At 63.5% G+C, this 25,489-nt stretch carries 29 protein-coding genes; 6 read left to right on the top strand and 23 right to left on the bottom strand.

The features are described 5' to 3' along the window. Positions 1–77: 77 nt before the first annotated feature. The gene (locus tag DM826_RS01885) at positions 78–461 is read left to right on the top strand and encodes a secondary thiamine-phosphate synthase enzyme YjbQ (protein WP_120100776.1); all 384 of its coding nucleotides are present in this window, start codon (positions 78–80) and stop codon (positions 459–461) included. Between the two features lie 43 nt (positions 462–504). Beyond that, entirely contained in the window at positions 505–1,338 is an 834-nt protein-coding gene (gene surE, locus DM826_RS01880; protein ID WP_120100774.1) for a 5'/3'-nucleotidase SurE, read from the top strand. Positions 1,339–1,376: 38 nt separating this feature from the next. On the opposite strand, the gene DM826_RS01875 is transcribed toward surE, so the two are convergent. Continuing rightward, positions 1,377–2,774: a signal recognition particle protein Srp54 gene (locus DM826_RS01875; RefSeq protein ID WP_120100771.1), complete on the bottom strand. Its 1,398-nt coding sequence runs from the start codon at positions 2,772–2,774 to the stop codon at positions 1,377–1,379. A 191-nt stretch (positions 2,775–2,965) separates the two neighbouring features. On the opposite strand from DM826_RS01875, the gene DM826_RS01870 reads away from it, so the two are divergent. Continuing rightward, on the top strand, positions 2,966–4,444 hold the full coding sequence (locus tag DM826_RS01870) for a S8 family peptidase (RefSeq protein ID WP_120100769.1): 1,479 nt from the start codon (positions 2,966–2,968) through the stop codon (positions 4,442–4,444). Positions 4,445–4,495: 51 nt separating this feature from the next. Further along, on the top strand, positions 4,496–5,356 hold the full coding sequence (locus tag DM826_RS01865; protein ID WP_133304617.1) for a hypothetical protein: 861 nt from the start codon (positions 4,496–4,498) through the stop codon (positions 5,354–5,356). A gap of 83 nt (positions 5,357–5,439) precedes the next feature. On the opposite strand, the gene ftsY is transcribed toward DM826_RS01865, so the two are convergent. From ftsY to DM826_RS01835, 6 genes are all read right to left on the bottom strand, one after another. Continuing rightward, positions 5,440–6,609, bottom strand: coding sequence for a signal recognition particle-docking protein FtsY (ftsY, locus tag DM826_RS01860; protein WP_120100765.1), 1,170 nt, complete (start codon positions 6,607–6,609; stop codon positions 5,440–5,442). Positions 6,610–6,644: 35 nt separating this feature from the next. Further along, positions 6,645–7,118: a prefoldin subunit alpha gene (pfdA, locus tag DM826_RS01855; protein WP_120100762.1), complete on the bottom strand. Its 474-nt coding sequence runs from the start codon at positions 7,116–7,118 to the stop codon at positions 6,645–6,647. Then, positions 7,115–7,291 (bottom strand): 50S ribosomal protein L18Ae, encoded by a 177-nt coding sequence (gene rpl18a, locus DM826_RS01850; protein WP_120100759.1) that lies wholly within the window; start codon positions 7,289–7,291, stop codon positions 7,115–7,117. The genes pfdA and rpl18a overlap by 4 nt, the downstream gene beginning before the upstream one ends. Before the next feature lie 132 nt (positions 7,292–7,423). After that, positions 7,424–8,089, bottom strand: coding sequence for a translation initiation factor IF-6 (locus tag DM826_RS01845; RefSeq protein WP_120100756.1), 666 nt, complete (start codon positions 8,087–8,089; stop codon positions 7,424–7,426). Between the two features lie 6 nt (positions 8,090–8,095). Next, on the bottom strand, positions 8,096–8,371 hold the full coding sequence (locus DM826_RS01840; protein WP_120084123.1) for a 50S ribosomal protein L31e: 276 nt from the start codon (positions 8,369–8,371) through the stop codon (positions 8,096–8,098). 2 nt (positions 8,372–8,373) lie between these two features. Then, the gene (locus DM826_RS01835; protein ID WP_120084282.1) at positions 8,374–8,526 is read right to left on the bottom strand and encodes a 50S ribosomal protein L39e; all 153 of its coding nucleotides are present in this window, start codon (positions 8,524–8,526) and stop codon (positions 8,374–8,376) included. 146 nt (positions 8,527–8,672) lie between these two features. Between DM826_RS01835 and aglJ the strand changes: the two genes are divergently transcribed. Beyond that, the gene (aglJ, locus tag DM826_RS01830) at positions 8,673–9,683 is read left to right on the top strand and encodes an S-layer glycoprotein N-glycosyltransferase AglJ (RefSeq protein WP_120100753.1); all 1,011 of its coding nucleotides are present in this window, start codon (positions 8,673–8,675) and stop codon (positions 9,681–9,683) included. A gap of 23 nt (positions 9,684–9,706) precedes the next feature. On the opposite strand, the gene DM826_RS01825 is transcribed toward aglJ, so the two are convergent. The 14 genes from DM826_RS01825 to DM826_RS01760 all read right to left on the bottom strand — a co-directional run bounded on the left by DM826_RS01825 (position 9,707) and on the right by DM826_RS01760 (position 22,574). After that, entirely contained in the window at positions 9,707–10,033 is a 327-nt protein-coding gene (locus DM826_RS01825) for a hypothetical protein (RefSeq protein WP_120100751.1), read from the bottom strand. A 75-nt stretch (positions 10,034–10,108) separates the two neighbouring features. Beyond that, positions 10,109–10,474 (bottom strand): HesB/IscA family protein, encoded by a 366-nt coding sequence (locus DM826_RS01820; protein WP_120100748.1) that lies wholly within the window; start codon positions 10,472–10,474, stop codon positions 10,109–10,111. A 58-nt stretch (positions 10,475–10,532) separates the two neighbouring features. Then, entirely contained in the window at positions 10,533–11,801 is a 1,269-nt protein-coding gene (hisD, locus tag DM826_RS01815) for a histidinol dehydrogenase (protein ID WP_120100746.1), read from the bottom strand. Between the two features lie 41 nt (positions 11,802–11,842). Beyond that, positions 11,843–13,672: a Na(+)/H(+) antiporter subunit D gene (locus DM826_RS01810; RefSeq protein ID WP_120100743.1), complete on the bottom strand. Its 1,830-nt coding sequence runs from the start codon at positions 13,670–13,672 to the stop codon at positions 11,843–11,845. Next, the gene (locus DM826_RS01805; protein ID WP_120100740.1) at positions 13,672–15,351 is read right to left on the bottom strand and encodes a cation:proton antiporter; all 1,680 of its coding nucleotides are present in this window, start codon (positions 15,349–15,351) and stop codon (positions 13,672–13,674) included. Before DM826_RS01805 ends, DM826_RS01810 begins: the two co-directional genes overlap by 1 nt. Next, positions 15,348–16,913, bottom strand: a complete 1,566-nt coding sequence (locus DM826_RS01800) for a proton-conducting transporter transmembrane domain-containing protein (protein ID WP_120100738.1) — start codon at positions 16,911–16,913, stop codon at positions 15,348–15,350. The genes DM826_RS01805 and DM826_RS01800 overlap by 4 nt, the downstream gene beginning before the upstream one ends. After that, the gene (locus DM826_RS01795; protein WP_120100736.1) at positions 16,906–17,274 is read right to left on the bottom strand and encodes a cation:proton antiporter subunit C; all 369 of its coding nucleotides are present in this window, start codon (positions 17,272–17,274) and stop codon (positions 16,906–16,908) included. Before DM826_RS01795 ends, DM826_RS01800 begins: the two co-directional genes overlap by 8 nt. Beyond that, entirely contained in the window at positions 17,271–17,942 is a 672-nt protein-coding gene (locus tag DM826_RS01790; RefSeq protein ID WP_120100733.1) for an MnhB domain-containing protein, read from the bottom strand. Before DM826_RS01790 ends, DM826_RS01795 begins: the two co-directional genes overlap by 4 nt. Further along, a complete protein-coding gene (locus tag DM826_RS01785) occupies positions 17,939–18,532 on the bottom strand; it encodes a DUF4040 domain-containing protein (protein ID WP_120100731.1) in 594 nt (197 codons plus the stop codon). Before DM826_RS01785 ends, DM826_RS01790 begins: the two co-directional genes overlap by 4 nt. Beyond that, a complete protein-coding gene (gene mnhG, locus DM826_RS01780) occupies positions 18,529–18,849 on the bottom strand; it encodes a monovalent cation/H(+) antiporter subunit G (RefSeq protein ID WP_120100728.1) in 321 nt (106 codons plus the stop codon). Before mnhG ends, DM826_RS01785 begins: the two co-directional genes overlap by 4 nt. Beyond that, positions 18,846–19,151 carry a cation:proton antiporter gene (locus DM826_RS01775; protein WP_120100726.1) on the bottom strand — a complete coding sequence of 102 codons (306 nt, stop codon included), beginning with the start codon at positions 19,149–19,151 and terminating at the stop codon, positions 18,846–18,848. Before DM826_RS01775 ends, mnhG begins: the two co-directional genes overlap by 4 nt. After that, complete coding sequence (locus tag DM826_RS01770) at positions 19,148–20,293, bottom strand: monovalent cation/H+ antiporter subunit E (protein WP_120100724.1); 1,146 nt, start codon at positions 20,291–20,293, stop codon at positions 19,148–19,150. Before DM826_RS01770 ends, DM826_RS01775 begins: the two co-directional genes overlap by 4 nt. Positions 20,294–20,505: 212 nt before the next feature. Then, the gene (gene coaBC / locus DM826_RS01765; protein ID WP_120100722.1) at positions 20,506–21,678 is read right to left on the bottom strand and encodes a bifunctional phosphopantothenoylcysteine decarboxylase/phosphopantothenate--cysteine ligase CoaBC; all 1,173 of its coding nucleotides are present in this window, start codon (positions 21,676–21,678) and stop codon (positions 20,506–20,508) included. Positions 21,679–21,722: 44 nt separating this feature from the next. Continuing rightward, positions 21,723–22,574 carry an NAD(P)/FAD-dependent oxidoreductase gene (locus DM826_RS01760; protein ID WP_120100719.1) on the bottom strand — a complete coding sequence of 284 codons (852 nt, stop codon included), beginning with the start codon at positions 22,572–22,574 and terminating at the stop codon, positions 21,723–21,725. A gap of 110 nt (positions 22,575–22,684) precedes the next feature. Between DM826_RS01760 and DM826_RS01755 the strand changes: the two genes are divergently transcribed. Further along, positions 22,685–24,787 carry a minichromosome maintenance protein MCM gene (locus tag DM826_RS01755; protein WP_120100717.1) on the top strand — a complete coding sequence of 701 codons (2,103 nt, stop codon included), beginning with the start codon at positions 22,685–22,687 and terminating at the stop codon, positions 24,785–24,787. A 27-nt stretch (positions 24,788–24,814) separates the two neighbouring features. Here DM826_RS01755 and DM826_RS01750 read toward each other — a convergent pair whose 3' ends face one another. Beyond that, a complete protein-coding gene (locus DM826_RS01750; protein WP_120084099.1) occupies positions 24,815–25,132 on the bottom strand; it encodes a DUF7853 family protein in 318 nt (105 codons plus the stop codon). A gap of 125 nt (positions 25,133–25,257) precedes the next feature. Further along, complete coding sequence (locus tag DM826_RS01745; protein WP_120100715.1) at positions 25,258–25,440, bottom strand: hypothetical protein; 183 nt, start codon at positions 25,438–25,440, stop codon at positions 25,258–25,260. Positions 25,441–25,489 lie beyond the last annotated feature (49 nt).

Raw genomic sequence — 25,489 nt, 5'->3', positions numbered from 1 at the left:
CGACTCTCCGAACGGCGCGCCCAAAGCCGCGTCGGTCTCGACGCTGTGGTTTTTACGCTCTGGGACAGACAGCGCGTATGCCCTCACTCACAATTGAGACCGACAGCCGAACCGAGTGTCTCGATATCACCGACCGCGTGGCGGCGACGCTCCCCGACGATGCCAGCGGTGTCTGTACCATCTTCAGCCAGCACACGACGATGGGTGTCGTCGTCAACGAGGCCGAATCCCGCCTGCTCGATGATCTGGGGGCTGCACTCGATGACCTCGTTGCTGACGACGGCTGGCAACACGACCAGATCGACGACAACGCCGACAGCCACGTTCGGGCGATGCTCGTCGGCGAGAGTGTGACCGTCCCTGTCGCCGACGGCGAGCTTCAACTCGGTCGCTGGCAGTCGATCCTCGCGGTCGAATGCGACGGGCCACGAAGCCGGACGCTCACTATCCGCGTTCACTAACCGGTCGGCGGAATTTTATCGACGGCCGCCGAACCTGCGCTCAATGCATCTCCTCCTCACCAACGACGACGGGATTGGAAGTCCGGGCCTTGCTGCGGTCTACGAGCATCTGACGCCGACGTGGGAGGTGACGGTCGTCGCGCCCGCCAGCGATCAAAGCGGAGTGGGGCGGTCTCGCTCCGATCTCTCCTATGAGCGCGCCGACGAGATCACCATCGACGACCACGAGTGGGGCTACGTTGTCGACGGTACCCCAGCCGACTGTGTCGCCGTCGGTCTCCGCCACATTCCCGAAGCCGAGGATATCGACCTCGTCGTGTCGGGCGCGAACAACGGGCCGAATGTCGGCAGCTACATTCTGGGCCATTCGGGGACGGTCGGCGCGGCCGTCGAGGCGGCTTTTCTCGGCACACCGGCGGTCGCGGTCTCCGGCTACGACCACGAGACGTACTTTCCCGAGGACGGCGACAACTCGTTTGACGCGATCGGCGCGGCAACCCGTGATCTCCTCACCCTGATCGAGGATACCGCCATCTTCGACGGCGGGGTCGATTATCTCAACGTCAACGCCCCAGCGACGGGGAGCAACAGGCTCGCGGTGACCAAACCGCTGGCAGACTACGATACCCGCGTCGTCGACTGCGAGGGTGAGACCAACGTCTTCGAGAGCAACTACTGGGCAACCCATCCGGTTGAGGGTGAGGGGTTCCCGATCGGCCTCGACAACTACGCGGGTGACTACCCGTCGTGGAGTGATCGCGCTGCCATCGTCGACGGCGAGATCAGCGTTACCCCGCTTGGGATGCCACAAAGCGTGGTCGATCCGCCGGCTGATTTCGTTGCCGCATTGGATCGGTACCCGCTCGAAGAATCATAGTCGATCGGCCGTGGCTGTGCGACAGGACGGTCTACAGCTCACATCATGCCGCCGGGGCCACCGCCGCCACCGAGGCCACCAAGCCCGCCCTCGCCGTCTTGCATTTTCTTCATCATCCGCTGCATGTCGCCGTCACCCATCCCCTGGAACTGGTTGAGGGTGCGATCCATCATCTTGTGCTGTTCGAGGAGTTCGTTGACCCGCTCGGTGTTGGTGCCCGAGCCGCGGGCGATGCGTTCGACCTGGCTGGCACTGATCGAGCGTGGCTCCTCAAGTTCGTGGTCGGTCATCGAATCCATGATGACGTTGAACTCCCGCATCCGCTCTTGGGTTACGTCCATCGCGTCATCGGGGAGTTGATCCATCATCCCGCCGCCCATCCCGGGGATCATATCCATCACCTGATCGAGCGGACCCATCTTGTTCATCGTCTCCATCTGCTTTTGCATATCTTTCAGGGTGAAACTCCCCTCAAGCATGCTCTCGGGATCCCAGTCGTCGTCCTCGGCGCCCGTCTCCTCCATCGCGCGCTCGACGCGCTCGGAGAGCTGTTTGAGGTCGCCCATCCCCAACAGTCGCGAAATGAAGCTGTTGGGCTCGAAGCGTTCGATATCCTGCACCGTTTCGCCGGTGCCGAGGAACGCGATCGACGAATCGGTCTCATTGACGGCGGTGAGCGCGCCACCACCCTTGGCTGTTCCGTCAAGTTTGGTGATCGCAACGCCCTCAACGCCGATGGCCTCCTCGAATCGCTGGGCCTGCTCTTTGGCTCCCTGACCGATTGCGGCGTCGAGCACGAGCAGCCGGGTGTCGGGGTCGACAACCGAGTCGATCTCCTCGATCTCGGCGATCAGCTCCTCTTCGAGAGCGTGCCGACCCGCCGTATCAACGATGTGGACTTCGGCCTGCTCGGTCTCCTCAAGACCGTCGCGGGCGATCTGCACCGGGTCGTCGGAGTCGGGATCGCCGTAGAAGTCGACCTCGGCGTTGCCGGCCATCTGCTTGGCCTGATCGTACGCGCCGGGCCGGAACGTGTCGGTCTGGATGATCGCCGGCCGGAGGCCCTTCTTCGCAAACCACCATGCCATCTTGGCGGCGGTGGTCGTTTTCCCCGAGCCCTGCAGGCCAGCGAGCAGGATCGTCTGGGACTCTAGGGGTAGTTCGGTGGAGTCGCCGACGAGTTCGACCAGTTCCTCGTAGACGATCTTGAGGACGTGATCCCGGGCGGAGGTGCCGCCAGGCGGCTCCTCGTCGAGTGCGCGACCTTTGATCGAATCCGACAGCTCCATCACGAGGTCGACTTCGACATCGGCCTCCAGCAGCGAGCGTTGGATCTGCTTGACGACCTCTTGGATGTCGTCTTCCTCCAGCCGGGATTTCCCGCGGAGGTCATCGAGGGTGCCCCGCAGCGAACTCCCGAGATCATCGAGTACCATTTGGGCGTGCTACGCGGCCCGATAGCTAAAGTGTTGTTCGTCCAGCGGCGTTGATCGCTCTCGGACATTCTGCCAGGCTCGGCTCCTGGACGACTTCTTCATCGGCTGGTTCTGAAGACGTACACTACACCGCAACATCTACAGCCACCAACAGCCTACGGGCTCTACTTCACGCTGCAGTTCCCGATAGTATGAAACACGCTCTGAGGATTGTTGCTCTGGTCTGTTGCAGCACGCTGCTACTGCTCAGTGCGACTGCCACCCCTGTCTCCAGTGCTCCTGCCGAGACAATCAACCCGCAATCACCCACTGCAGACCGTCTTTCAACCTCCTCTGCCGACGCGTTCCAGTCGAACAGCGACCGACCGCCTGCAGATGAAAGCCTCCGATCGGCTCCCGAGTCACAGACGGTCACGCCGTCGACCATCGGGCCCCCGCCGGCAACGAACACGACCACCGCGCTGGAATTACTCCGTGTCAACGAGGTCTGGCCCGCATTCGACACGCGCGGCGAAAACACAACGATCGCCGTCCTTGATTCCGGAGTTGCCACCGACGCCCACCAGTCACTCACACTGGCCGACGACGGCTGGAAAGATTTCGTTAGCAACCGGAGTGAGCCCCTCGACGATCGCAACCACGGCACGATCACTTCCGGCGTCCTCGTCGGCACCGAAACACCAGACGGGACACGCTTCGGGGTCGCACCGAACGCAACGCTGCTCCACGGGAAGGTGATCGACGGCGACGGCACCGCCCGAACCACGACCGTCCTCCGCGGTGTCGAGTGGGCGATCGACCATCCCCAGCGGCCCGACGTGTTGCTGATCAACATCGGCCACAAGCGCGTCTACTACGATCGATACATCGAGGCGATCGAGCGGGCCCGCGACGCGGGGATCTATGTCGTCGTCCCCGCCGGCAACGAGGGCGACGGCGGCATCACCTCGCCGGGCAGCGTCTACAGCGCGCTGTCGGTCGGCGCGACCAACGCCACCGGGGCTGTCGAGGATTACTCAGTCGGCAACATCATCTCAACACGCGCTCGCTGGGGGGCGGGGCCGATCTACGAGTACGACTGGCCGGAATCGTACGTCGTGCCGACCGTCGTCGCCCCCGCGACGACCATCTCAACAACCGCCGACGGTGGCTTCACGCGCACCGCAGGAACCAGTTTTGCTGCGCCCCACGCCGCGGGTGTGGTCGCGCTCATGCAGGCCGCCAGCGATCGCCACCTCACACCGGCCGAGATCGATCGCGCGCTCTTGGCGACCGCTCGCTACCCAGGAGCGACGCCGCCAGACACACGATACGGCTACGGTGTCATCGACGGCTACGACGCGGTCGCAGCGGTCGCTGATCGACCCCCATACTTCGCGGTCACGAGACTCACACACGACGGCCCAACGGATCATCGCCTCGGCCGAAACGAGCCTGTTGCCTTCGAGGCGACGATCAAAAACGTCGGCAACGTCACCGACAGCCAACTCGTGATACTCTCCGTGGACGGCGAGCGGGTTGGCTCTCGCCGTGTCACGCTCAATGGGACAGCCACCACAACGATTCGGGGCACACGTGGGATCGCCTGTGCCGCGCCTCGAACGTCCTCGATCACGGTCACGACAGCCAACACAAGTCTCTCGATTCCGGTCGATGTCTGTCGCAACTGATCGCAACGCGGCAGCGATGCCGGTTTATTTTCTCAGCGGCAAGGGAGATCTGTGAGTCCGGTTTCGCGGCGTGCGGTGGTGGGCACACTCGCCGCCGGGGTGGCGACCGCGCTTGGCGGCTGTGCGGCGAGTGAAACAGCACTAGCTTCGGAGCCGACATACATCGCCTCGCTCAGTACCGAACAACGCGCCAATCCTCGCGTTGTCGACCTCCTTGTCGAACTGGTCGAGGATCACGGCGCGACGCGGCTGGTCGTTGTCACCGAATCGGGTAACAGCGTCTTTCAGACACAGCTCCGTCCGGAGCAACGCTTTGTCCGTGTACCACTGGAGGACGGGGTTGATGCCATCCTTCACCCGATCGCAACTGTCGAATCACTCGATCATGAGCTCGTGCTCTACGACGGGGAGACGGAACTGACGCGGCGGCCGTGGCAGCCGACGATCGATCTCGACTACGAGCTCAGCCTTGAAAACAACAGTAGCGTCGACATCGTCAACAGCATCGAGCTCACACTGCAGAACAACAGTGACATTCGCATGCGCCCGCTGCGAGCGTACATCGACGACGGATTTCTCACAACGGCCCACGAGGTCGAGCAGATCGGCCAGATCACGCCGACGACGCCGACGTGGGCGAGGGGCTGGGAGCGGACGTATCTGCTCGTCGCCGACCAACCGGCCGTCGGCTCGAATCTGCTTTCGCCACCCGGCAGGGAATGTTTCAGTGAGCCCCAAACCGTTGAGCTGGTCATCGAGTACGAACAACCGATCACGGATCGCCTTTCGATCGCAATGGCACTCGCTGGCGACCCGCGGTTGGCCGATAGTCAGACCGGCAACCGCAGTGTGTACTGTAGTCAGCCCACGATCGAGTCGTGGGAGCTTGTTGAGCGAGAGATCTCTGCCTGAACACCACCTACAATCAGAACACAGGCCGGCGGCTACGCCACAGGTCTACAGTTTTGTTCGTCAAAAGCAGCGATCAGACCGCTCTACTCGTCGTTGCCGAGCAACTGATCGACCAGTTCCTCCGGCTCGAAGGGCTCGATATGCTCGTACCCCTGCCCGGTTCCAAGGAAGAGAATCGGTTTCCCGGTGACGTAGGCGATCGAGATCGCCGCGCCGCCGGAGGCATCGACATCCGCTTTCGTCAGGATCGTCCCGTCGATTGCGGCGGCGTCGTTGAACTCCTGGGCGCGCATGACGGCGTCCTGGCCGGCGACGGCCTCGTCAACGAACAGCGTCATATCAGGGTCGACGACGCGGTCGATCTTTTCGAGCTGTGACATCAGGTCGTCGCTGGTGTGGAGCCGTCCTGCTGTGTCGCCGAGGACGACATCCACGTCGTTGGCCTCGGCGTACTCGACGCCGTCGTAGATGACGGCGGCGGGATCGCCACCCTGCTCGTGGGTGATGATCTTTCGGTCGAGATTCTCGGCGTGCTGTTGAAGCTGTTCGTTCGCGCCGGCGCGGTAGGTGTCGCCGTTGGCCATGACCGACGAGTAGCCGCGATCAGCCAGATATTCCGAAAGCTTGGCGATCGAGGTTGTCTTACCGACGCCGTTGACGCCGGTGAAGACGATCGTGATCGGTTTGTCCGCCTCGGCGATTCGCTCGTCGAAGTCGAACTGGCCGACGCTGATCACATCGACGAGGGCGTCGTGGAGCGCGCGCTCGACGAGTTCGCCGGTCGTTTCGACCTGCTTGCGCGTCTCGCCGATCATCGTCTCCTCGACGGTATCGAGGATCTCCTCGGCGACGCTCATCTCCACGTCGCTCTCCAGCAAGGCCATCTCAAGCTCCCACAGTGGATCTTCGAGATCGTCTTCCTCGATGATGACCTTGCCGGTCGCGAAGGCGGCCGCGCGTTTCAGCGTTCCCGGCCCCGATGACGAGTCGTCGGCGTCGTCGCTATCGCTTTCGTCGCTACTGGGTGTCTCAGCGTCGGTCTCGGCAGCAGCCGCGGCCGCGCTGTCGTCGGAATCATTGTCGTCGACAGCGACACTCTCGGCGTCGGCAGCCTCAGTTTCGGCAGCGTCGGCACTCGCGGTCGATTCATCGACGTCGTCGGCTGGCTCGTCCGCGTCGTCGGCCGCCTCCTCGGCGGTTTCCTCGACATCCTCGCGGAACGAGTTCAGCTTGTCTTTGAGTCCATCAAACACGGCTTGTCCTCAGTAGATCAGGGTGCAGGTGGGTGTTACTCGTCGCCGCCCTGCATCTCTTCCATCTTCGACATCTGCTGTTGCTGCTGTTGCTGCATCCGCTGTTGAATCGCCTGGGCCTGTTTTTCGAGGTCTTCGGTCTCGTCTTCGAGCTCCTCGATCTCGGCTTCGGTCTCCTCGATGGTCTCCTCGATCGTGTCCTGTTTGGAGCGGAGGGCGTCGACGGCGTCGTCTTGTTCCTGTTCGGCCGCGTAGCCGCCGCCGAGGCTGACGATGACCTCGTCGATATCCTGGATCTCCGCGCGAAGGTAGGCGTCGCCGCCGATCGGCACCTGCACCGTCGAGCCGCTATCGAGGGTGTCGAGGGCGTCGATCGCCTCGTCGATCTCGGCGTGTTCGGTTTCGAGCTCGTCGATCTCGGCCTCTAGTTCTTCGACCTCAGCGTCGAGTGCTTCGAGCTGTTTCTGGAGTTGCTGGAGCTGCTGACCGCCGCCACCGCTTCCCATCATTGTGCGGACACCTCCTGAATCGTGACCTGCGTTCGTTTGAGCCCGTGCTCGCTGCCAAACTGCGAGAGGATGTGCTCGCGGGCGACATTTTCGTTTTCGGCGTCGATCTCCTTTGTGAAGGTTCGCGGCCCGGTTCGGCCGTCGAACTCGCCGCGAATCGTAAACTGACTCATGCCTCGTTGTTCCGGCAGCAACGGGGAAGTATCTTCCTACTCGGGGCGAGGCTGACCGACACCCCGATGGCACTCATCGACGCGGTGGAGTGGACACTGTACGCGAAAACCGATAGCCGATGCGGTGGCCCGCTACTCGATGAAGCCGAGGGTGTCTTCGATCCGTCCGATCTCCGGGCCGGTCGTCTCCTCACCGACAACAAAGCCCTCATCGGTGGCGAGCAGCCCCGAGCCCAACAGCGGTGTCCCGTAGTTGACGGTTCCGAGGTCGACGTAGGCATCGAGGTGCTCCTCGATCGTTGTCAACTCGGTCTCCCGCGCTTGCGGGTGACACAGCACGCCGGTGTTGTTGGTGACGGCAGCGGTGCCGACGGTCTGTCGATCACCGAGCCCGCCGCGAACAACCGGCACGTCGAGGGTCTCCTCGACGACCGAGACCGCCTCGTCGTCGAGCTCAGGATGGACGTACGCGCCGGTGTTGTTGGCGAGGACAACGTTGCCGGCAGCGTTGATGCGGCCGGGGAGTTCGGCGATGACGCCGTCGGCAGCGTCGGCGATCGTCTCCCGTTCACGGTCGGTGAGTTGACTGGAGACAACGAGCCCGCTGTCGTTGCCGGCAGCCAACGAGCCGACCGTTCCCGAGCCACCGATCGTCGTCGATACCGCTGTGACGCCGAGTTCGTCGGCGATCGCCTCGGCTGTCTCGTCGTCGATATCACGCCGGACGAGCAGACAGCCGGTGCTCGCATGCGCGAAGACACCGACGTACGGCGAGCCGGCAACAGACGTGCGTAACACGGTGCGTTAGGCGAGTTCCGCTTCGACGATCGTCTCGTCGTCTTCGACGAACCGGGCCGCACGAACCCGGAGCTTCGATGGTGGGTTCTGTCGGCCGTTCTCCCAGACCGCCTCGTTGATTGAGGGATCGAGCCGAACCTCGTCTTCGGTGACGTTGAAATGCTGTGCGAGGTGCTCGCGGATGATTGTCATCGCGCGGTCGGCACGCTCTTGGGTCGGGACAGCCTTCACGCCGCGGAGCGGCACCGTCTCGACGCGCTCCTCGAAATCACTCGTACTCATCGTTACTCGTCAGTGTCGCCCCGCCGCCAGTTGCGGCGTTTCGCGTTGCGCGAAACTTCCATATCGGTTTTCATCATGACCCACGTCGGCACCCGTCGGTTCTGGCGGTCAAGCTTCGCCAGCCGCTTTTTCTGCGCTTTCGATTTCTTTCCCATAGTACCAGCTTCTCGGACAGCACCGCTTAAAATCCTGTCCATCCCGACGGATCGACGTGGCCACACAACGCATGGGGCGGCACCAACGCGGCCCACCCGCCTGCAACCACACAGGGTTTTAGGGCTCGGGTGCCGACACCACGACAATGGCTTCGAGTGCGGATGTCTGTATCCTGCTGCCGGCGCTCAACGAGGCCACGACGATCACCGATGTGATCACCAGCTATCAGGCCGCCGGCTTCACCGATATTCTCGTCATCGATGGCGGCTCCAGTGATGGGACACGGGAGCTCGCCACGGAGGCCGGTGCAACGGTCATCACCCAGACCGGCAGCGGCAAGGGGCAGGCGGTTCGGCAGGCTGTCGCCCACATCGACGCGCCGTACGTCCTCATGGTCGATGCCGACATGACCTACCGCGCCGCCGACGCCGAGGCGATGTTGGAGCCACTGATCGCCGGTGAGGCCGACCACGTCATCGGCAACCGGTTTGCCGACATGCAGTCCGGCGCGATGACGTCGCTCAACAAGATCGGCAACCGCTTTTTCAACACTATCTTCCGCGTGATCTATGGCGAGAACTACGTCGACATCCTTTCAGGCTACCGTGCGTTCACAACCGATTCCTTCGAGCGACTGACGCTGACGGCCGACGGCTTCGGTATCGAAACCGAGATGGCGATCCAGTGTGCGAAGCATGGCATCACCACTACGGTCGTCCCGATCACCTACCGCCCCCGACCCGATGGCTCGGCGACCAACCTCCATCCGATCAAGGACGGTAGCATCATCCTGCTTGAACTGTACCGAAACGCGAAAACCAACAACCCGCTGTTTTATTTCGGCAGCGTTGGCCTCGGCTCGACGACCGTCGGCGTCGTCATGCTGGCGTTTGTCATCTGGCGGTGGCTTACTGTCAATATCAGCCACCAGCTTATCGCTATCGGCGGGGTTGCGATGCTGCTGCTCGGTGTGCAACTCCTGATTTTCGGCTTCCTTGCGGATATGATCCAGTCGCTGCATCGCGAACAGCGCGACCGGATCGATCGCCTCGACAGCAGTCTCACCGACGACCGATCAGCAACGACGACAGACCGACCGGAGCCGACGCCGACAGAGGGCGAGGCTGACCAGCCGGTCGCCAAGTCAGATCGATAACAACCGGCAATTAGATTGACCGGTTAGATCGGCAACAGGGCCCGGAGTCGACCAACAACGCTTGTGGCGGCCTGTTTGCGCTGTTCCTCAAAGACCGGATGTAGCATATCAAGCAGCTCCGATTGCTTGGCGAACTCATCTTGGGGCAGGCGGTCGAGTGCGGTCGCCAACTCAACGGTGTTGCCGGTGCTGTCAACCGGAATCTCGGTGTCGGCGACGGCCGCACAGACATCGCGGCTTGTCGCCGGGTAGTCGATATCGGCTGTCTCAAGCCGGGCGGCGAGCGCGGCGATGCCGAACGCGATTACTTCGGGCTCCGACGTCTCATTTTGGGGCGGCCTCGCTGCCATTAGTGACACGTTGGGCTCGGATCGTAAAAACCCAGCCACACCAGCCGCGTTGTGGCCGAAACGAAACAAATCGCCTCAGGTTCTGAAACTTTCACCGCAGCCGCACTCGGAGACGACATTGGGATTTTCGACGTGGAACCCTTCGGCCTGCAGCCCGTCCTCGTACTGGAGGCTGCTGCCGCCGATGTAGTTCAGGCTTGAGGGATCGACAAAGACACGCAGGCCATGATGAACGGTGATCGTGTCGTCGTCCTCTGGCTCGTCGTCGAAGCGCATCCCATAGGAGAGGCCGGCACAGCCGCCCTGTTGGACGAACAGCCGGAGGCCGCCGACATCGGTGTCCATCCCTTCACCTTGCATCAACGCGAGGGCCTTTTCGGCAGCCTGCTCCGTGACTTCGACGGCCTCCTCGGGGCTGCCGTCGGCGGTGCTCGTGCTCATACCCAGCCATCGTCAGCCGAGCCTGTTAACAGTGACGGCGAAACGTAATCAGGAGCCATTACTCGAAGCGGCGGCGAACGCTTTCGGCGTGGGCTTCCAGCCCTTCGGCCTCCGCGAGCGTCGTGATCGACTTCGAGAGCTCGTCGAGGCCCTCCGAATCGAGTCGCTGGACTGTCGTCGACCGCAGGAAGGCGTCGACTGAGAGCCCACCGAACCGTTTTGCGCCGCCGTTAGTTGGGAGGACGTGGTTCGTGCCGGAGGCGTAGTCACCGGCAGCCACCGGCGTGTTCGGGCCGAGAAAAACGCTGCCCGCCGAGTCGATCCGATCGAGGATCGCCTCGTCGTCGTCGGCCTGAATCGAGAGGTGTTCGGCAGCGTACTCCTCGGCGAACAACACGGCTTCCGACATCGATCGCGCCAAGAGGACGCCGCTGGCGTCGTTGTCGAGGGCGTCACTGATGATCTCGGCGCGGTCGCGTTCCTCTACCTGCTCATCGAGCGCATCGTCGATCGCCTCAGCGGTGGCCTCGTCGGCGGTAACAGCGACCGCGGAGGCGTTGGGGTCGTGTTCGGCTTGGGCGATCAGGTCGCTGGCGACAAGCTCTGGGTCAGCTGTCTCGTCGCAGACGACAAGGATCTCGCTGGGCCCGGCGAGAAAGTCGATCTCCACGTCGCCGCGAACCTCGGCCTTCGCGGCGGTCACCCACTTGTTGCCCGGGCCAACGATCTTCTGTACTGGGGTGACCGTTTCGGTGCCGTAGGCGAGGGCCGCGATCGCTTGCGCGCCGCCGGCGGCGTAGATCGCATCTGCACCCGCTTCGTGGGCTGCTGCGAGCGTAACCGGGTTCATGGGGTCGGCCGGCGGCGTAGCGACGGCAACGTGGTCGACGCCAGCAATTTTGGCTGGGATGACGCCCATCAGCACGCTGGAGGGGTAGGCGGCGGTGCCGCCGGGCGCGTAGACGCCGACCGCCGAAAGCGGGCGGAACCGGCGGCCGAGTTCGCGGCCGTCGAAGTTCTCGCGCCAGTCGTCGGGCACCTGTCGCTCGTGGAACTCGCGGATGTTGGCGGCGGCGGTCTTGATAGCATCGAGAATCTCGTCGTCAACATCCTCGTGGGCGCGTTCGGCGAGATCGGTAACGTCGAGGTTGCCGACCTCGACATCGTCATACTTCGAGGCGAGGTCACGCAGCGCGACATCGCCCTCCGTGCTGACGCGGTCGATGATACCGGCGGCGTCGCTCCGAACTGCGTCGATGCCGGCGTCGCGCTCGAAGAAGGCCGTCCGTTCGGCCGGCGAGAGATCCGCGATGACTCGGTAGCTCATACGGCGGCTTCGGGTGGCCGGCGAAAAACCGTTTCCATCCCCTAGCCGAGCAACAGGATCGCCACGGCGAGACTCACCACCGCGAGCAACACGAAGACGCTCCGCCCGATCCCCGAGCGAAGTATCGGCGGCTGCTCGTCGCTGCCGAAGCCGAGGCGCTGGACGGTCGCCTGCGGGTCGGTGCCGACGGCTTTGGCGCGGGCGATGGCACCCATCACAGCGCGATCAACGGCAGCGTAGAGTTCGGTGACGCCGACGATCACACTGCGGCCACCGTAGAAGACGACTCGATTGTAGATCGCATCAATATCGGGCACGCGACCGAGTTTCGAGAGCGGTTTCTTCGTGAGTCGGAAGCCGATCAGCCCTGCGGCCGCAAGGACGACGCCCTCGACGATGTGACCGACGGTATAGGTTTTGTACACATGTGCGACAACAGCGTCGCTTGTCACGTCGAACGGCAGGAGACCGAACAGCCCGACGTTGGCAGGCAGGATCGACGCAAGCGGGAATGTGGGGACGGCAATCCCGTAGAAGACACAGAGTCCTGCCACCGCCAGCATGGCGACGCTTTGGCCGGTATTCGCGTCGGCGACGCTGCCGTCATGAGTGCCATGGAAGAAGGCGTAGTAGCCGAACTTGATGAACGACATGAAGGTGCCAATCCCACCGAGCAACAGCAGCCATTCGAGCGTGTGGTACTCACCGATCGGGAGCGGCCCCGCACCGAAGGCGTAGTGACTCGCCGAGATGATGATCCCCTTGCTGACGAAGCCGTTGAACCCGGGGAAGCCGGCGATCGACAGCGCGGCAACCGTGAACGCGCCGGCGGTGATCGGCATCTCCCGTGCCAGCCCGCCGAGTTTCTTCAGGTTCTCCTCGCCTGTCCGGTAGACGACGACGCCGGCAGTCATGAACAGCAGTCCCTTGTAGAGGATGTGATTGAAGACGTGGGCGAACGCGCCGGACTGCGCCAGCGCGCCGCCGATGCCGACGCCAGCGATCATGTAGCCGACCTGCGACTGAATGTGATACGAGAGCAGCCGTCGCATGTCGTTTTGGAACAGCGCGAACGTCGCCCCGAAGACGGCCATCCCGCCGCCCATGTAGGCGATGGCGAGGTGGCCCTCCGGGAACGCCCGGTACATCCCGTAGACACCGGTCTTCGTCGTGAACACACAGAGGAAGACGCTGGCGGCGATATGCGGTCGGGGGTAGGTATCCGGAAGCCAGGTGTGCAGGCCGATGAAGCCGACGTTGACACCGATCCCGATGGCCGCGAGTGCGGCCGGCAGGCCGGCAGCGATGCCAGCCACCTCAGGGCCGCCAGGCACCGACGCGAAGAGGAAGGTGCTTTTCGCCTCGTAGGTCTGGAGAATGGCGGCCATCAGCAGCGTGCCGCCGATCCCGTGGAAGATGGCGTAGCGGTAGCCCGCTCGCACTGCCTTCCCGCGATAGTGCCAGACGAGCAGCGTGCTGGTGACGGCCATCAGCTCCCAGCAGAAGATGAGCGTGAGCCAGTCGCCGGCGAAGACGGCCCCGAAGCTGGTGGCGACATACGAGAGCGCGAACGCAGTTTGCAGGCTCTCGGCCTCGCTGGCGTAGGAGTACAGTACGGCGACGACGCCGATGAGTGCGAAGATGATCCCCATCAGTCGGGAGAACTGATCGACGTTGAACAGCACCGCCTCGAAGCCGAGGAACTGGGTTTGGAGGTATGCTCCCGCAGGGATCGTCCACACCCACACCAGCGTCACGGCGGAGGCAGCGATACCCAGCGCGTGGCCGGTGCGGCGCGGCAGCAGCGCGACGAGGACGGCGACCGCCAGCAGGACGACCCCCGGCGGAACGGCGGTCAACGGGGCGGTCATCAGCCCATCACCCCCGGTAGATTCCCGACGATGGTCTCGACGATTCGGAGGAAGACGGCGGTATGGGGCACGACCCCCAAAATTAGCGACAGCGAGGCCGCCGTCAGGATCGGGCCGAGCATGAACCACGTGCTCTCGCCGCCGCGCCAGTCGCGGGTTTCCCAGCCGCCCGCTGGTGGGCCGCCGTGGTGGTGGCCATCGTCGTGATCGCTGTCAGCATGATGATCGTCGACAGCGTGATCGGCAGCGTCGCCGCCATCAGCAACCACGCGGTCGCGGCCGCCATAGGGGCCTTCGACCAGCGGTTTCTCGTCGGTATCATCGGGCGTCTCGAAGAATGCCTGGTAGACGATGGGCCAGAAGTACGCGATGTTGAGAATCCCCGAGAGCAACAGCACGCCCGCGAAGATCCCGTTGCCGCCCTCGAAGGCTCCGATCACGATGTACCACTTGCTGACGAAGCCGGCGACCAGCGGAATGCCGGCCATCCCCGCAGCGGCGACGCCGAAGGCCAGCATCGTCAGTGGCATCCGCTTGCCGATGCCGGCCATCTCGCTGATGTAGTCGGTATGAGTTTCGACGTGGATGATCCCCGCACAGAAGAACAGGGTGAGCTTCATGAACGCGTGAGCAGGGATGTGGAGCAGCCCGCCGATCAGCGCGTCACCCTCCAGCAGTGCGAGCCCGAGGACGATGTAGGAGAGCTGGCTAATTGTTGAATAGGCCAGCCGGCGTTTGAGGTGATCCTTCCGCAGGGCGATGATGCTGGCGACGGTAAGCGTAATCGCCGCCAGCGCGGCCAGCGGCAGCGCGATCCCGAGGTCACCGAAGCGGTCGGGGCCGAGCGCGGCCAGCGTCTCGGGGCCGAACACGTCGAGGACGACGCGGGCGATGCCGAAGACACCGCTTTTGACGACCGCGACCGCGTGTAGGAGGCCAGACACCGGCGTCGGCGCGACCATCGCCTCCGGGAGCCACTGGTGGAGCGGCATCAACCCGGCTTTGACGCCGAAGCCGACCGCGAGGACGATGAACGCAAGGGTCGCCGCCGTCGGGTCGGCGTTGGCGAGGGCGGTGATTCCGCCCGGTGTGAAATCAACCGTTCCGGCGAGCCAGTAGACCAGCGTTGTCCCGGCCAGCACCAACACCCCGCCGCCGAAGAAGGTGTAGGCGAGATACTTGCGGCCCGCGGCCCGCGCTTCCTCGGTTTCGTCGTGGGCGACGAGCGGGTACGTTGCGACCGAGAGCACCTCGTAGAAGACGAAGATCGTCAGGAGGTTGCCCGAGAAGGCGATGCCGACGGCGGCGGCGACCGAGACGGCAAACGAGGCGAAATACCGGGTCTGATTGTCCTCGTCGAGGCCGCGCATATAGCCGATGCTATAGAAGCTGGTGACGATCCACAGCAAGCTAGCGAGGGAGGCGAACAGGACGCCCAGCGGGTCGGCCCGGAGGAGGAAATCGATGCCGGGGACGATAGTGCCGAGGTTGGTGACGAGGATGTCGCCGTCGAGGGCGGCCGGCACCATGCTGGCGACGAGGCCGAACATCGACACCGACGCGAGGATCGTCCACGCCTCTCTGAGGTTCGGCCGGCGGCCGGAAACGAGGATCAGCCCGGCGGCGACGAACGATACGAGGACGGCAGCCAATGGTCGAACCGCGGCGATTTCAGTCATTGGAAGAACCTCCCGAAGACGGGGTCAAGCAGCTCCGCAAACAGGCCGGCCGCGCCGAACAGCGCGACCGTCGACAGCGCGAGGACGACGACGACCACGACGCGTTCGGTCGCGACGGGTACAACGTCGTCGAGGCCGGCGGCAGTCGACGAATCGGCACCGCCATCGGCAACGATTGAACCGTCGTCAGTCGCATCGCCAGTATCGCCAGCGACGCCGGTGTCGTCGTCAGTCGCGGGCTGGGTGAAGTACAGGGCTTCGAGCAGCCGGCCGATGTACGTCAGCGTCAACAGCGTGCTGATGAAGATCACCGCGGCGACGCCCCACGAGCCCGCCTCGACCGCGCCAAGGGCGATGAACCACTTGCCGAGCGTACCGACCGAGGGCGGAATCCCAACGAGCGCGAGGCCGGCGACCGCCATCATCCCTGACGTGATCGGCGCGCGCTTGGCGAGACCGGCGTAGTCGGCGACGGTCTGGGCTCCGTAGGCCGAGGAGAGGACGCCCGCGCCCATGAACAGCGTGGCCTTCATCAGTCCGTGGCCGACGAGGTGGATGACCGCGCCGAACAGCGCGGTTTCGCTCTGGAGACCGATTGCTGCAAGGATCATGCCGAACTGGGCGACCGAGGAGTACGCGAAGATGCGTTTGAGTTCAGTTTGCAGCAAGGCCAGCAGGCTGCCAACGACGATGCTGACCGAGGCGACGAGTAGGACGGCGTCGGTAATCAGTGGGTTCGCTGCGAAAAAGTCGACCGTGAACACGTCGTAGGCGATCCGGATGAGCGCGTAGGCCGCCGTCGTCGACACGAGCGCGGAAATGAACGCCGAGACGGTATCCGGCGCGTAAGTGTAGGCATCGGGCTGCCAAGTATGCAGCGGGAAGATGGCGATTTTCAGCATGAAGCCGACGAGGATGAAGCCGAAGGCGGCTTGGACGAGCGGATCACCGTAGCCGAGGGCGGCGAGTTCACTCGCCATATCGCGCATGTTGAGCGTCCCGGTGGCGACGAAGGCGTAGCCGACGCCGATCAGGTACAGTGACGCGCCCGTCGTCCCGAGGAAAAGGTATTTGAGCGCGCCGTAGGCCGCCCGGCCGTCGTCACTGCTGGCGATCAGCGCGTAGCTCACCAGCCCGACGATTTCGAGGAAGACGAAGAGGTTGAACAGGTCACCGGTCAGTGCCATCCCGAGCAGCCCACCGGTCAACAGCAGGAAACCGCTGTAGAAGGCGTTGCTGTCGGGGCCGGTCGTCCGGGCGTAGATGAGGACAGCAACGGCAACAACGCTGATGAGGAGTACGAGGATCGCCGACAGGCCGTCGCCGACGAGTTCGATCCCGTACGGGGCGGGGTAGCCAGCGAGGTCGTGGACGAGTCGCTGGGGGCCGCTGCTGGCCGGCGAGACCGCCCACGTGAACCGCACGGCGAGCGCGGCGACGAGCAGTGACGTTGCCATCGCCACCGGCCAGCCAGCGCTGTCGAAGCGAAGTCCCAACAGCAGCGGGAAGACCGCTGCCAACAGCGGAATGGCAATCAACAGCGGGAGGAGGGCGTCACTCATCGCCGATCACCTCCCGGAGCGCGTCGGCACGCAGGGTGCCGTACTCGCTGTAGAGCCGGATCGTGAGCGCGAGGCCGACCGCCGTGAGGCTGATGCCGACGACAATCGCCGTCAGGACGATCACCTGCGGCAGCGGGCTGACGTAGGGGCCGCCGCCCTCGGTGACAATCGGGGCCGCGCCGCCGATCCGGTAGGCCGAGGTGACGAAAAACAGGAAGACGCCGGTCTGGAACATATTGAGGCCGATAATCTTCTTGACGAGGTTCTCGTTTGCGATCATCATGTAGAGCCCGATAGCCGACAGCAGGACGAACAGCGCGTAGGCGTGTCGCGTCGTCACCACGCCAAGGAAATCAGTCATTGGGTCTCACCTGCCTGCTCGTCGTTGCCAGCAGCGGCTGTGTCGCCATCGTCGCCAGGGGTTTCGGCATCGCCGCTAGCGACATCGCCGGACGACTCCGACGCCGTGTCGGCACCGGTATCTGCCGCTGTGTCGGCATCGGTGTCGGTGCTGCTCGGCGGCGTCATGCCGGCCGCCAGTGCGAAGAACAGCCCCATCAAGACACCCGAAACGATGAAGGCGATGCCGCCGATCTCGACGGCCTCCATCCCGTATTTGACGAACTCGTACTCCTTGAGGCCGAGTACGTCCCCGAGGACGGGGTAGTAGGCGGTGTAATCGAGGAAGTTCTCGCCGAGTGCCATCGGGACGAGGGCGATGCCGGCGAAGATCGCCACGCCGAGCGTTGCGAGGAGGACGACGAGCGTGTTCGAAAGCCACGTCCGCGTCGACTCGATCCCGAAGGCGAAGGCGATCATCAACACGACCGACGCGATGAGCGCGCCGCCCTGGAACCCGCCGCCGGGCGAACTCGTCCCGTGGAACGTGATGAACAGCCCGTAGGTCAACACGAACGGGATGACCGCTTTGACCGTCGTCATGATGACTTGGCTCTCGCTGTAGAGCGGCCGTTGGCGGGCAACGCGGGTGTCAGATGACGTATCGCCGTTGAGTCGGTCGCTGCTCATGCGGTGAACACCTCCCGCCCGAGCACCAGCAGGCTGGCGATGCCCGCGGCGAAGACGACGATTGCCTCGCCGAAGGTATCGAACCCGCGGTAGGCCGCCAGAACGGCGGTGACGGCGTTTTCCGCGCCGGTCTCGTCGTAGGCGTTGGCGAGGTAGTAGCCGGTCACGTCGGCGTTCGCGAGGATCGGCGAGGCGGGATCGCCGACCGCCGGGAACGCCGGCAGCGTCGCGGCGACGACGAGGACGAACAGCCCACAGACGCCGACGGCGGGCCAGTTGATCGCCTCGAAGCGGGCGTCGGTCGCCGGTCGCGTCGTCTTCGCAATCGTCAACAGCAGGAAGACGGTGGTGACACCGGCCCCGATTGCAGCCTCAGTCAGCCCCACATCGGGCGCACGGTAGAACGTGTACAGCAGGGCCAAGCCGAGACTGTAGGCCGCGAAGACCACAATCGAGGCGAGGACGTCCCGAAACAGCGCGGTCAGGACAGCCGTGAGCAGGACGAAGACGAACAGCGACGCCTCGATAGGCGTGATGCCGACGCTCTGCAGCGGCACCAAGCCGGCGAGCTGCGGAGCAGCGACGCTCATCGTCGCTCATCCCCCTTTGTCCACGGCTCGACGCCCTCCTCGTAGGCGGCCCGTGCGATGGCGTGGGCGGCCGTCGGGTTGGTGACGAAGATGAAAAACAGCAGGAGCACCGTTTTAACCGCTGTTGGGCCCCAGCCAATCGTCAGCGCGACCGCCGCGAGCGCGAAGCCAGCGCCCAGCGTGTCGGCTTGCGAGGCGGTGTGGGCCCGCGAGAACACGTCCGGGAGCCGGATCACGCCGGTCGCCGAGACGAACGTGAAAAACAGGCCCAGCGCGACGAAGACCGCGATGAGCCCGATCCGAACGGTGGTGATCATATGACTCCACCCCGCTCGACAGTGAACTTCGAGATGGCAACCGACATCAGGAAGTTCAGTAATGCGTAGACGAGCGCGATATCGAGGAACCACGGCTCGCCGAGGGCCGCCCCCAGCAACGCAAGAATGACGACCGTGTTGGTGCCGAGGACGTTGACCGCGAGGACGCGATCCTGATTGGTCGGCCCCATGATCGCCCGATACAGCATGGCGATAGCCAGCGTGACGAACAGCGTCGCCGCGATCAACAGGCCGTCGCCGACGGTGTAGCCGGCGATCAGCGCGGCGTCGGCGACACTCATTGGTCGCCCTCCTGTGTATCGTCACCACTACAATCGACGCCGCCGTCGGCGACGGCTTCGGGTTCGCCGTTCGCCGGCTCGTCTACACCCGGATCCTGTAGCACTTCGGTGTCGCCACGATCACGCGGCGACGGGAAGCGAGCTGCTTCCCGGCCGTAGAACACGAACCGAACCCAGCGTTCTAACGCGCCGTCGAACAGCCCCTCGCGGGCGAACGGCACCAGTGAGTGGACGTAGAGCTCTTGATCGTCGGCTTTCACCGTCAGCGTCCCCGGTGTCAGCGTGATGCTGTTTGCCAGCGTCGTCAGCGGGAACCCCGAACCCACGAACACCCGAACTTTCGTGAGCCGTGGATCGATATCGAGGCGCGGATCGAGGATCACGCGGGCGACGACGAGATTCGAAACGACGATCTCATAGAGGAGATACGGCACGTAGATGACGCCGCGGAGGACGCGTTTTGGCGACTCCCGAAGCGTTGGATCACGGTAGAAACTCACACTCGACAACGTTGTGGCGACGATCAGCGCGGTCGCGACGCCCGTCACGAGATCGAACAGCCCGCTAAACCCGCCAAGCACCTGATAGAACAGCATCGAGGTGCCGAACAGCGTGAGAAAGCGGGCCGGCGTGGTCCGGCTGACCAATCGACCGCGGCGTGTCGGGCGGTCGACCGGGGCCTCCTCGATAGCGAGATCGCGCTGGGCGAGTTCGAACTCCAAGGGCTCTACCAGCGTCGTGTGGCCGACAAGCGAGTATTCGGGGTCGACGACGACGCGTCCGAGGCCGTGTTGCTCGGCGTACTCGGTGAGCAGGTCGGCGTAGTCCTCCGGGCTGAACAGGTAGTCGGTGTCGCCGATCACTGCGGTTTCGATAGTGACTGTGTCGCTGTCGGTGTCGGCCTCGTCGAGTTCGAAGCCGGCCCACGTTTCGACCTGCTCAAGGAGGTCGACCGCGCGCTGTCGCTCGCGGTCGGAGCCGGGGTCTTCGGCACGCCACGAGGCCACCGAGACGAAGTGGACGACGGCCACGTCGCCGTCGGCGGCCCGGTCGAGTGCGTCTCCGATCACGTAGCCGACAGTCTGGCGGAGGGTCGCCGAGCGTTTGACGGGGACGATGATCCCCGACTCGGGGGTCGTCATCGCCCGGTCACTCCGTCCGGCGCGTCCGAGGGTTGTCCGAACGTCATACTGGTCTTAGTCGGGGGAAGTCGGGGACGCCTCAAAACTATTCTTATCTCGGCTGTCGGATGAGTCGGAGTTTCGAAAAGCGGGTGTGTCAACTGTTGGTTTGTGAGTAATCTGTCGAGATACTACCTGTCTGTTCAATAACCCGCCGAGCGGTGTCTGATCAGTTACTCGCCGAGCAGTCTCGCGAGCCGGCTGGCGATCCGATCACCGAGCAGGGGCTTCGGCCCTTCGACGACCTCACAGTCGGCGACTGACTCGACCCCACGGTCGACCAACAGCGCGCGGGTGTCGGTTTCGCCCATCACCGTCGCGTCGTTGGCGACGACGAAGCTAAGATCGATCCGATCACGGAGCGCGACCGCCTGTTCGAGCAGAGCGTCGTCATCGCCGGTCGTCTCAGCCTTGAAGCCGACCAAGGGGAGGTCGGGGTGACCCTGTCGAATCGAATCCAACACCTTCGGCGTCGGCTCTAACTCCAGTGTGCGGGCCTCCCCGGAGCGGAGTTTTGCGGACGCCTCCTGGACGGTGTAGTCGCCGATGGCCGCCGCCGAGACCATCGCGTCGGCATCCTCGCAGGCGGCATCGGCCGCGGCCAGCATCTCTGCGGCGCTCTCGATTTCGACCACATCAGCGTAATGCACGTCGGGGCCGTCGTGGATCAGTGTCACGTCGGCGCCCCGAATCGCACAGACGCGGGCGACCGCGCGACCGGTGCGGCCCGACGCCCGGTTGGTCAGCACGCGGATCGGGTCGATTGCCTCGCTGGTCGCGCCGCCGGTGACGACGAGATGGCGGTCGGCAAGATCCTGCGGCGTCGTCGCGCGGGCGAGCGCGGTGACCATGGCTTCGGCGGTGGCGATCTTGGCCTTCCCCTCCTCGATGCGGGGATCGACGAACTCGACGCCCCACGATTCGACGCGGTCGATGGCATCGAGGACGCCAGGGTGGTCGTACATGGGTTCGTGCATTGCGGGGGCGATGACAACTGGAACATCGGCGCCGAGGGCAGTGGTCGCGGCGGTTGTCACCGGCGTGTCGTCGACCGCGCCCGCAACCTTGCCGACGGTGTTTGCGGTTGCCGGCGCGATCAGCAACACGTCTGCCCAGCCGTCGCGGCCGCAGAGATCGACGTGTTCGACGCGGCCGGTGATCTCGGTGACAACGTCGCGCTCGGTCGCGAATTCGAGGGCCCACGGGTGGATGATCCCGTGGGCGCTATCGCTCATCAACGCACGGACGCTCGCGCCCTGTCGGCGGAGCTCGTGGGCGAGTTCGACGGTTTTCACCGCGGCGATGCTGCCGGTGACGCCCAAGGCGACGTTGACGCCGTCAAGCATACTCCGAACGTCGGGTCGGTAGGTAGATAGGCGTTCGGGGTTCGCTACCGTTCCCAATCGAGACGATTGCGTTCGTCGTCGACAAGCGAAGGAAAGGTTCGCTGCTGTTGGTCGTGTGGCGCGGCAAAGTACTCCTGCATCGCCGCCATCGCGGCCTCCTGTCTGGCGCGCTGTTCGGTCGGATCGATCTCTTCACAGCCCGGCGGCACCTCCCGACCGCGATCCGTCCAGTAGCCCTCGGGGGCGACCCAATCGTTGTAGAAGGGGATGTCGCTGTCGTGGATCAGCGTGATCGCCGCTTCGGCCCCATCGCCGGCGGCGATCACGGCTTGGTGATAGCGTTCGGCCAACCGCCCCGCGACGTAGAGCCCCTCAACACCGGTGCGGCCCAACTCGCCAGCCTCGGCGTACTGTTTGCTGTCGGCTGTTCGGGTCTCGATATCGAACCCCTCGAGAAAGTCAGCATCCGGGAACGAGGCGGCCAACACCCGATCAGCCGTCAGTTCCCGTGTCGGTTCGGCATCCTTGCCGTCGCCAGCAGCTCTCTCGGTGTCGTCGCTGGCCTGTCCGCCGGTGATGGTGGCTGTGAATCCGTCGTCGATATCGCCGGTCAACTCGGTGACGGTGCCCGTCTGGTACTCGGCACCGTTTCGGGTTGCCTGTGCGCGCAACATATCCGCAAACCGGCGGGGGTTGACGCCGGCCGGAAAGCCCGGAATGTTTTCGAGATGGGCGTTGCGCCGCAGCACCGTCTCGCCGTCGTTGATCACCATCGTCTCGATGCCAGCGCGAGCGGTAAACGTCGCCGCCGTCAGTCCGGCGACGCCGCCACCAATAATTAGCAGTTCGTGTTGCCCACGCGTGGTTCCTGCTGTCGTCGACTGCGATGACGCCATACCACTCGTACCGGCGCAAGCATTTTTGCAGTAATGGTACATGACTCGAATACTGAGGGTGGTTGTGGGATCCGGACTTTCATAACCGATGCCGACCTACGCCTCTCTCAATGGCGCAGGCCTCCAATCAGGAACTCACCGATCGGTTCATCCAGTTTTACCGCAACTATTACCGCGATGAGATCGGGCAGCTCGCCCAGCAGTATCCCAACGAAAAGCGGTCGCTGTACATCGATTATGACGACCTCTATCAGTTCGATGCGGATCTCGCCGAGGACTATCGCTCCCAGCCCGACCAGCTCCAGGAGTACGCCGAGGAAGCCCTCCGGCTCTACGACCTGCCGGCGGATGTCAAACTCGGCAACGCCCACGTTCGACTGCGGAACCTCCCGGAGTCCGTCGACATCCGCGGTATCCGCGTCCACGACAACCATATTGGCAAGCTCGTCGCTGTCCAAGGGATCGTCCGCAAAGCGACCGATGTGCGCCCGAAGATCACTGACTCCGCCTTCGAGTGCCAACGCTGTGGAACGATGAACTACATCCCCCAGCAGGACGGCGAGTTTCAGGAGCCCCACGAGTGTCAGGGCTGTGAGCGACAAGGGCCGTTCCGCATCAACTTCGATCAATCTGAGTTCATCGATGCGCAAAAGATCCGCGTCCAGGAGAGCCCCGAAGGCCTGCGCGGCGGCGAGACGCCACAGAGTATCGATATGAACGTCGAAGACGACATCACCGGCAAGGTCACCCCCGGCGATCACGTCACCGCTGTCGGCGTCCTCCACATCGAACAGATGTCGGAGGGCAACGAGAAGTCCTCGCTGTTCGATCTCTACATGGACGGTGTCTCGATCACCGTCGAGGACGAGGAGTTCGAGGACATGGACATCGAGCAGGCGGACATCGAGACGATCATCACTCTCTCCAACGAGGACGATATCTACGACCAGATGGTCGGCTCGGTCGCGCCAGCGATCTACGGCTACGAGGAGGAGAAGTTGGCGATGATCCTTCAGTTGTTTTCCGGCGTGACGAAGAATCTTCCCGACGGATCACGGATTCGTGGCGATCTGCATATGCTTCTTATTGGTGACCCTGGGACCGGAAAGAGTCAGATGTTATCATATATCGAAAATATTGCCCCGCGGTCGGTGTATACCTCGGGGAAAGGCAGCTCCAGCGCTGGCCTTACTGCCGCCGCTGTGCAAGATGATTTCGGCGACGGCCAGCAGTGGACACTCGAAGCGGGCGCGCTCGTCTTGGCCGATAAGGGGATCGCGGCGGTCGACGAACTCGACAAGATGGCCAGCGACGACCGATCGGCGATGCACGAGGCCCTCGAACAACAGAAGATCAGCATCTCGAAGGCCGGTATCAACGCCACCCTGAAATCCCGTTGCTCCCTTTTAGGCGCGGCCAACCCGAAGTACGGTCGGTTCGATCAGTATGAGCCGATCGGCGAGCAGATCGACCTCGAACCCGCGCTCATCTCGCGGTTTGACCTCATCTTCACCGTTACTGACCAACCCGATCCCGAACACGACGGCAAACTCGCCGATCACATTCTCAAAACGAACTACGCCGGGGAGCTCAACACCCAGCGTGACCGGATCGCAACCTCGGAGTTCACCCAACAGCAGGTTGACGACGTGACCGAGGAGGTCGCCCCGGAGATCGACGCCGAACTCCTGCGAAAATACGTTGCCCACGCCAAACGCTCCTGTTTCCCGACGATGACCGACGAGGCGAAAGCGACGATCCGGGAGTTCTACGTCGACCTCCGCTCGAAAGGGGCTGACGAGGACGCGCCGATCCCGGTCACCGCCCGGAAACTCGAAGCCCTTGTTCGGCTGGCGGAGGCGAGTGCGCGCGTGCGCCTCTCTGATACCGTCGAGGCCGAAGACGCCGATCGATCAGTCGATATCGTTCGCTCCTGTCTGCAGGATATCGGTGTCGACCCTGAAACCGGGCAGTTCGACGCCGACGTGGTCGAAACAGGCACCTCGAAGACGCAGCGTGATCGGATTAAAAATATCAAGGGGCTCATCAGCGATATCGAAGAGGAATTCGAAGAAGGCGCTCCGATCGAGGAAGTGTTGGATCGGGCCGATGAGATCGGGATGGATGCCTCCAAAGCCGAACAAGAGATTGAGAAGTTGCGACGAAAAGGCGAGGTGTACGAACCGAAGCAGGATCACCTGCGGACGACCTGACGAGCGCCGGTCGGCCTCTTCGCCTTGCTACTGTGTGCAGCGTTCGCGCTGTGTTTCAGCTGCCTCGATGACCGCCCGCAACGAGGAGTGATCCCGCGTGGGGACGGCCGATGCCGCAAGGCGGTCACGACACAGTTCACAGAGCAGTGACAGCTCGTCCGTTGTGAATACCCCGTCGGCTTCGAGTCGGTCAAGAATTCGAGAGACGCGTTCGATACGAACATCGTCGACGGTGGTTCGGTCGACGGCGTCTCGAAGCCAGTGCTCGACGGTTGCGTGGGCAGCCCAAGCCTCGGCATGCGGCAGTTCAAGCCGGCCACAGGGGTCGGTTACGGATGCTGTCATACGCGTGCCTCCATTCGTGAGAGGCGTTGCCACATACATAATACTCAGCTTCAAATTATCTGTACTGATAGTGAATGACAATCAGAACCCGAGTGCGGGTGTCGAGAAACGGGGCGACAAACCGCCTACACTGTTGGTTCTGAGAACGTTGACTGGTCTGTTTGCTCGCCGCGACACGGGACACCGAAGCGGTCGAGAACGCGGGCGAAGGTCTCCGGCGACTGCCCGGCACGCGTCGCTGCCTGCGTGAAGGTGAGTGTTCCACAACGATACAGGGTGAGTGCGATCGGTAGGCTATCTGTGGCCATACGCTCTGTATAAGGTAGTAGAATATAAGTCTACTGTGAGAATTAGTGT

The sequence above is a fragment of the Halonotius aquaticus genome, assembly GCF_003605575.1.
Lineage (GTDB): Archaea > Halobacteriota > Halobacteria > Halobacteriales > Haloferacaceae > Halonotius > Halonotius aquaticus.
The sequence above is the reverse complement of the archived record's forward strand: the minus strand, read 5'-3'. Positions and strand labels throughout refer to the sequence as shown.

Coding starts and splice junctions, on each gene's coding strand:
- DM826_RS01875 (WP_120100771.1), bottom strand. CDS start 2,774: ATGGTACTCGATGATCTCGGGAGTTCGCTGCGGGGCACCCTCGATGAC.
- DM826_RS01870 (WP_120100769.1), top strand. CDS start 2,966: ATGAAACACGCTCTGAGGATTGTTGCTCTGGTCTGTTGCAGCACGCTG.
- surE (WP_120100774.1), top strand. CDS start 505: ATGCATCTCCTCCTCACCAACGACGACGGGATTGGAAGTCCGGGCCTT.
- DM826_RS01810 (WP_120100743.1), bottom strand. CDS start 13,672: ATGACCGCCCCGTTGACCGCCGTTCCGCCGGGGGTCGTCCTGCTGGCG.
- DM826_RS01835 (WP_120084282.1), bottom strand. CDS start 8,526: ATGGGAAAGAAATCGAAAGCGCAGAAAAAGCGGCTGGCGAAGCTTGAC.
- hisD (WP_120100746.1), bottom strand. CDS start 11,801: ATGAGCTACCGAGTCATCGCGGATCTCTCGCCGGCCGAACGGACGGCC.
- rpl18a (WP_120100759.1), bottom strand. CDS start 7,291: ATGAGTCAGTTTACGATTCGCGGCGAGTTCGACGGCCGAACCGGGCCG.
- DM826_RS01885 (WP_120100776.1), top strand. CDS start 78: ATGCCCTCACTCACAATTGAGACCGACAGCCGAACCGAGTGTCTCGAT.
- DM826_RS01800 (WP_120100738.1), bottom strand. CDS start 16,913: ATGAGTGACGCCCTCCTCCCGCTGTTGATTGCCATTCCGCTGTTGGCA.
- DM826_RS01750 (WP_120084099.1), bottom strand. CDS start 25,132: ATGACAGCATCCGTAACCGACCCCTGTGGCCGGCTTGAACTGCCGCAT.
- DM826_RS01790 (WP_120100733.1), bottom strand. CDS start 17,942: ATGAGCAGCGACCGACTCAACGGCGATACGTCATCTGACACCCGCGTT.
- DM826_RS01760 (WP_120100719.1), bottom strand. CDS start 22,574: ATGGCGTCATCGCAGTCGACGACAGCAGGAACCACGCGTGGGCAACAC.
- aglJ (WP_120100753.1), top strand. CDS start 8,673: ATGGCTTCGAGTGCGGATGTCTGTATCCTGCTGCCGGCGCTCAACGAG.
- mnhG (WP_120100728.1), bottom strand. CDS start 18,849: ATGATCACCACCGTTCGGATCGGGCTCATCGCGGTCTTCGTCGCGCTG.
- DM826_RS01840 (WP_120084123.1), bottom strand. CDS start 8,371: ATGAGTACGAGTGATTTCGAGGAGCGCGTCGAGACGGTGCCGCTCCGC.
- pfdA (WP_120100762.1), bottom strand. CDS start 7,118: ATGATGGGAAGCGGTGGCGGCGGTCAGCAGCTCCAGCAACTCCAGAAA.
- DM826_RS01820 (WP_120100748.1), bottom strand. CDS start 10,474: ATGAGCACGAGCACCGCCGACGGCAGCCCCGAGGAGGCCGTCGAAGTC.
- DM826_RS01785 (WP_120100731.1), bottom strand. CDS start 18,532: ATGAGCGTCGCTGCTCCGCAGCTCGCCGGCTTGGTGCCGCTGCAGAGC.
- DM826_RS01745 (WP_120100715.1), bottom strand. CDS start 25,440: ATGGCCACAGATAGCCTACCGATCGCACTCACCCTGTATCGTTGTGGA.
- DM826_RS01805 (WP_120100740.1), bottom strand. CDS start 15,351: ATGACTGAAATCGCCGCGGTTCGACCATTGGCTGCCGTCCTCGTATCG.
- coaBC (WP_120100722.1), bottom strand. CDS start 21,678: ATGCTTGACGGCGTCAACGTCGCCTTGGGCGTCACCGGCAGCATCGCC.
- DM826_RS01795 (WP_120100736.1), bottom strand. CDS start 17,274: ATGACTGATTTCCTTGGCGTGGTGACGACGCGACACGCCTACGCGCTG.
- DM826_RS01755 (WP_120100717.1), top strand. CDS start 22,685: ATGGCGCAGGCCTCCAATCAGGAACTCACCGATCGGTTCATCCAGTTT.
- DM826_RS01770 (WP_120100724.1), bottom strand. CDS start 20,293: ATGACGACCCCCGAGTCGGGGATCATCGTCCCCGTCAAACGCTCGGCG.
- DM826_RS01825 (WP_120100751.1), bottom strand. CDS start 10,033: ATGGCAGCGAGGCCGCCCCAAAATGAGACGTCGGAGCCCGAAGTAATC.
- DM826_RS01775 (WP_120100726.1), bottom strand. CDS start 19,151: ATGAGTGTCGCCGACGCCGCGCTGATCGCCGGCTACACCGTCGGCGAC.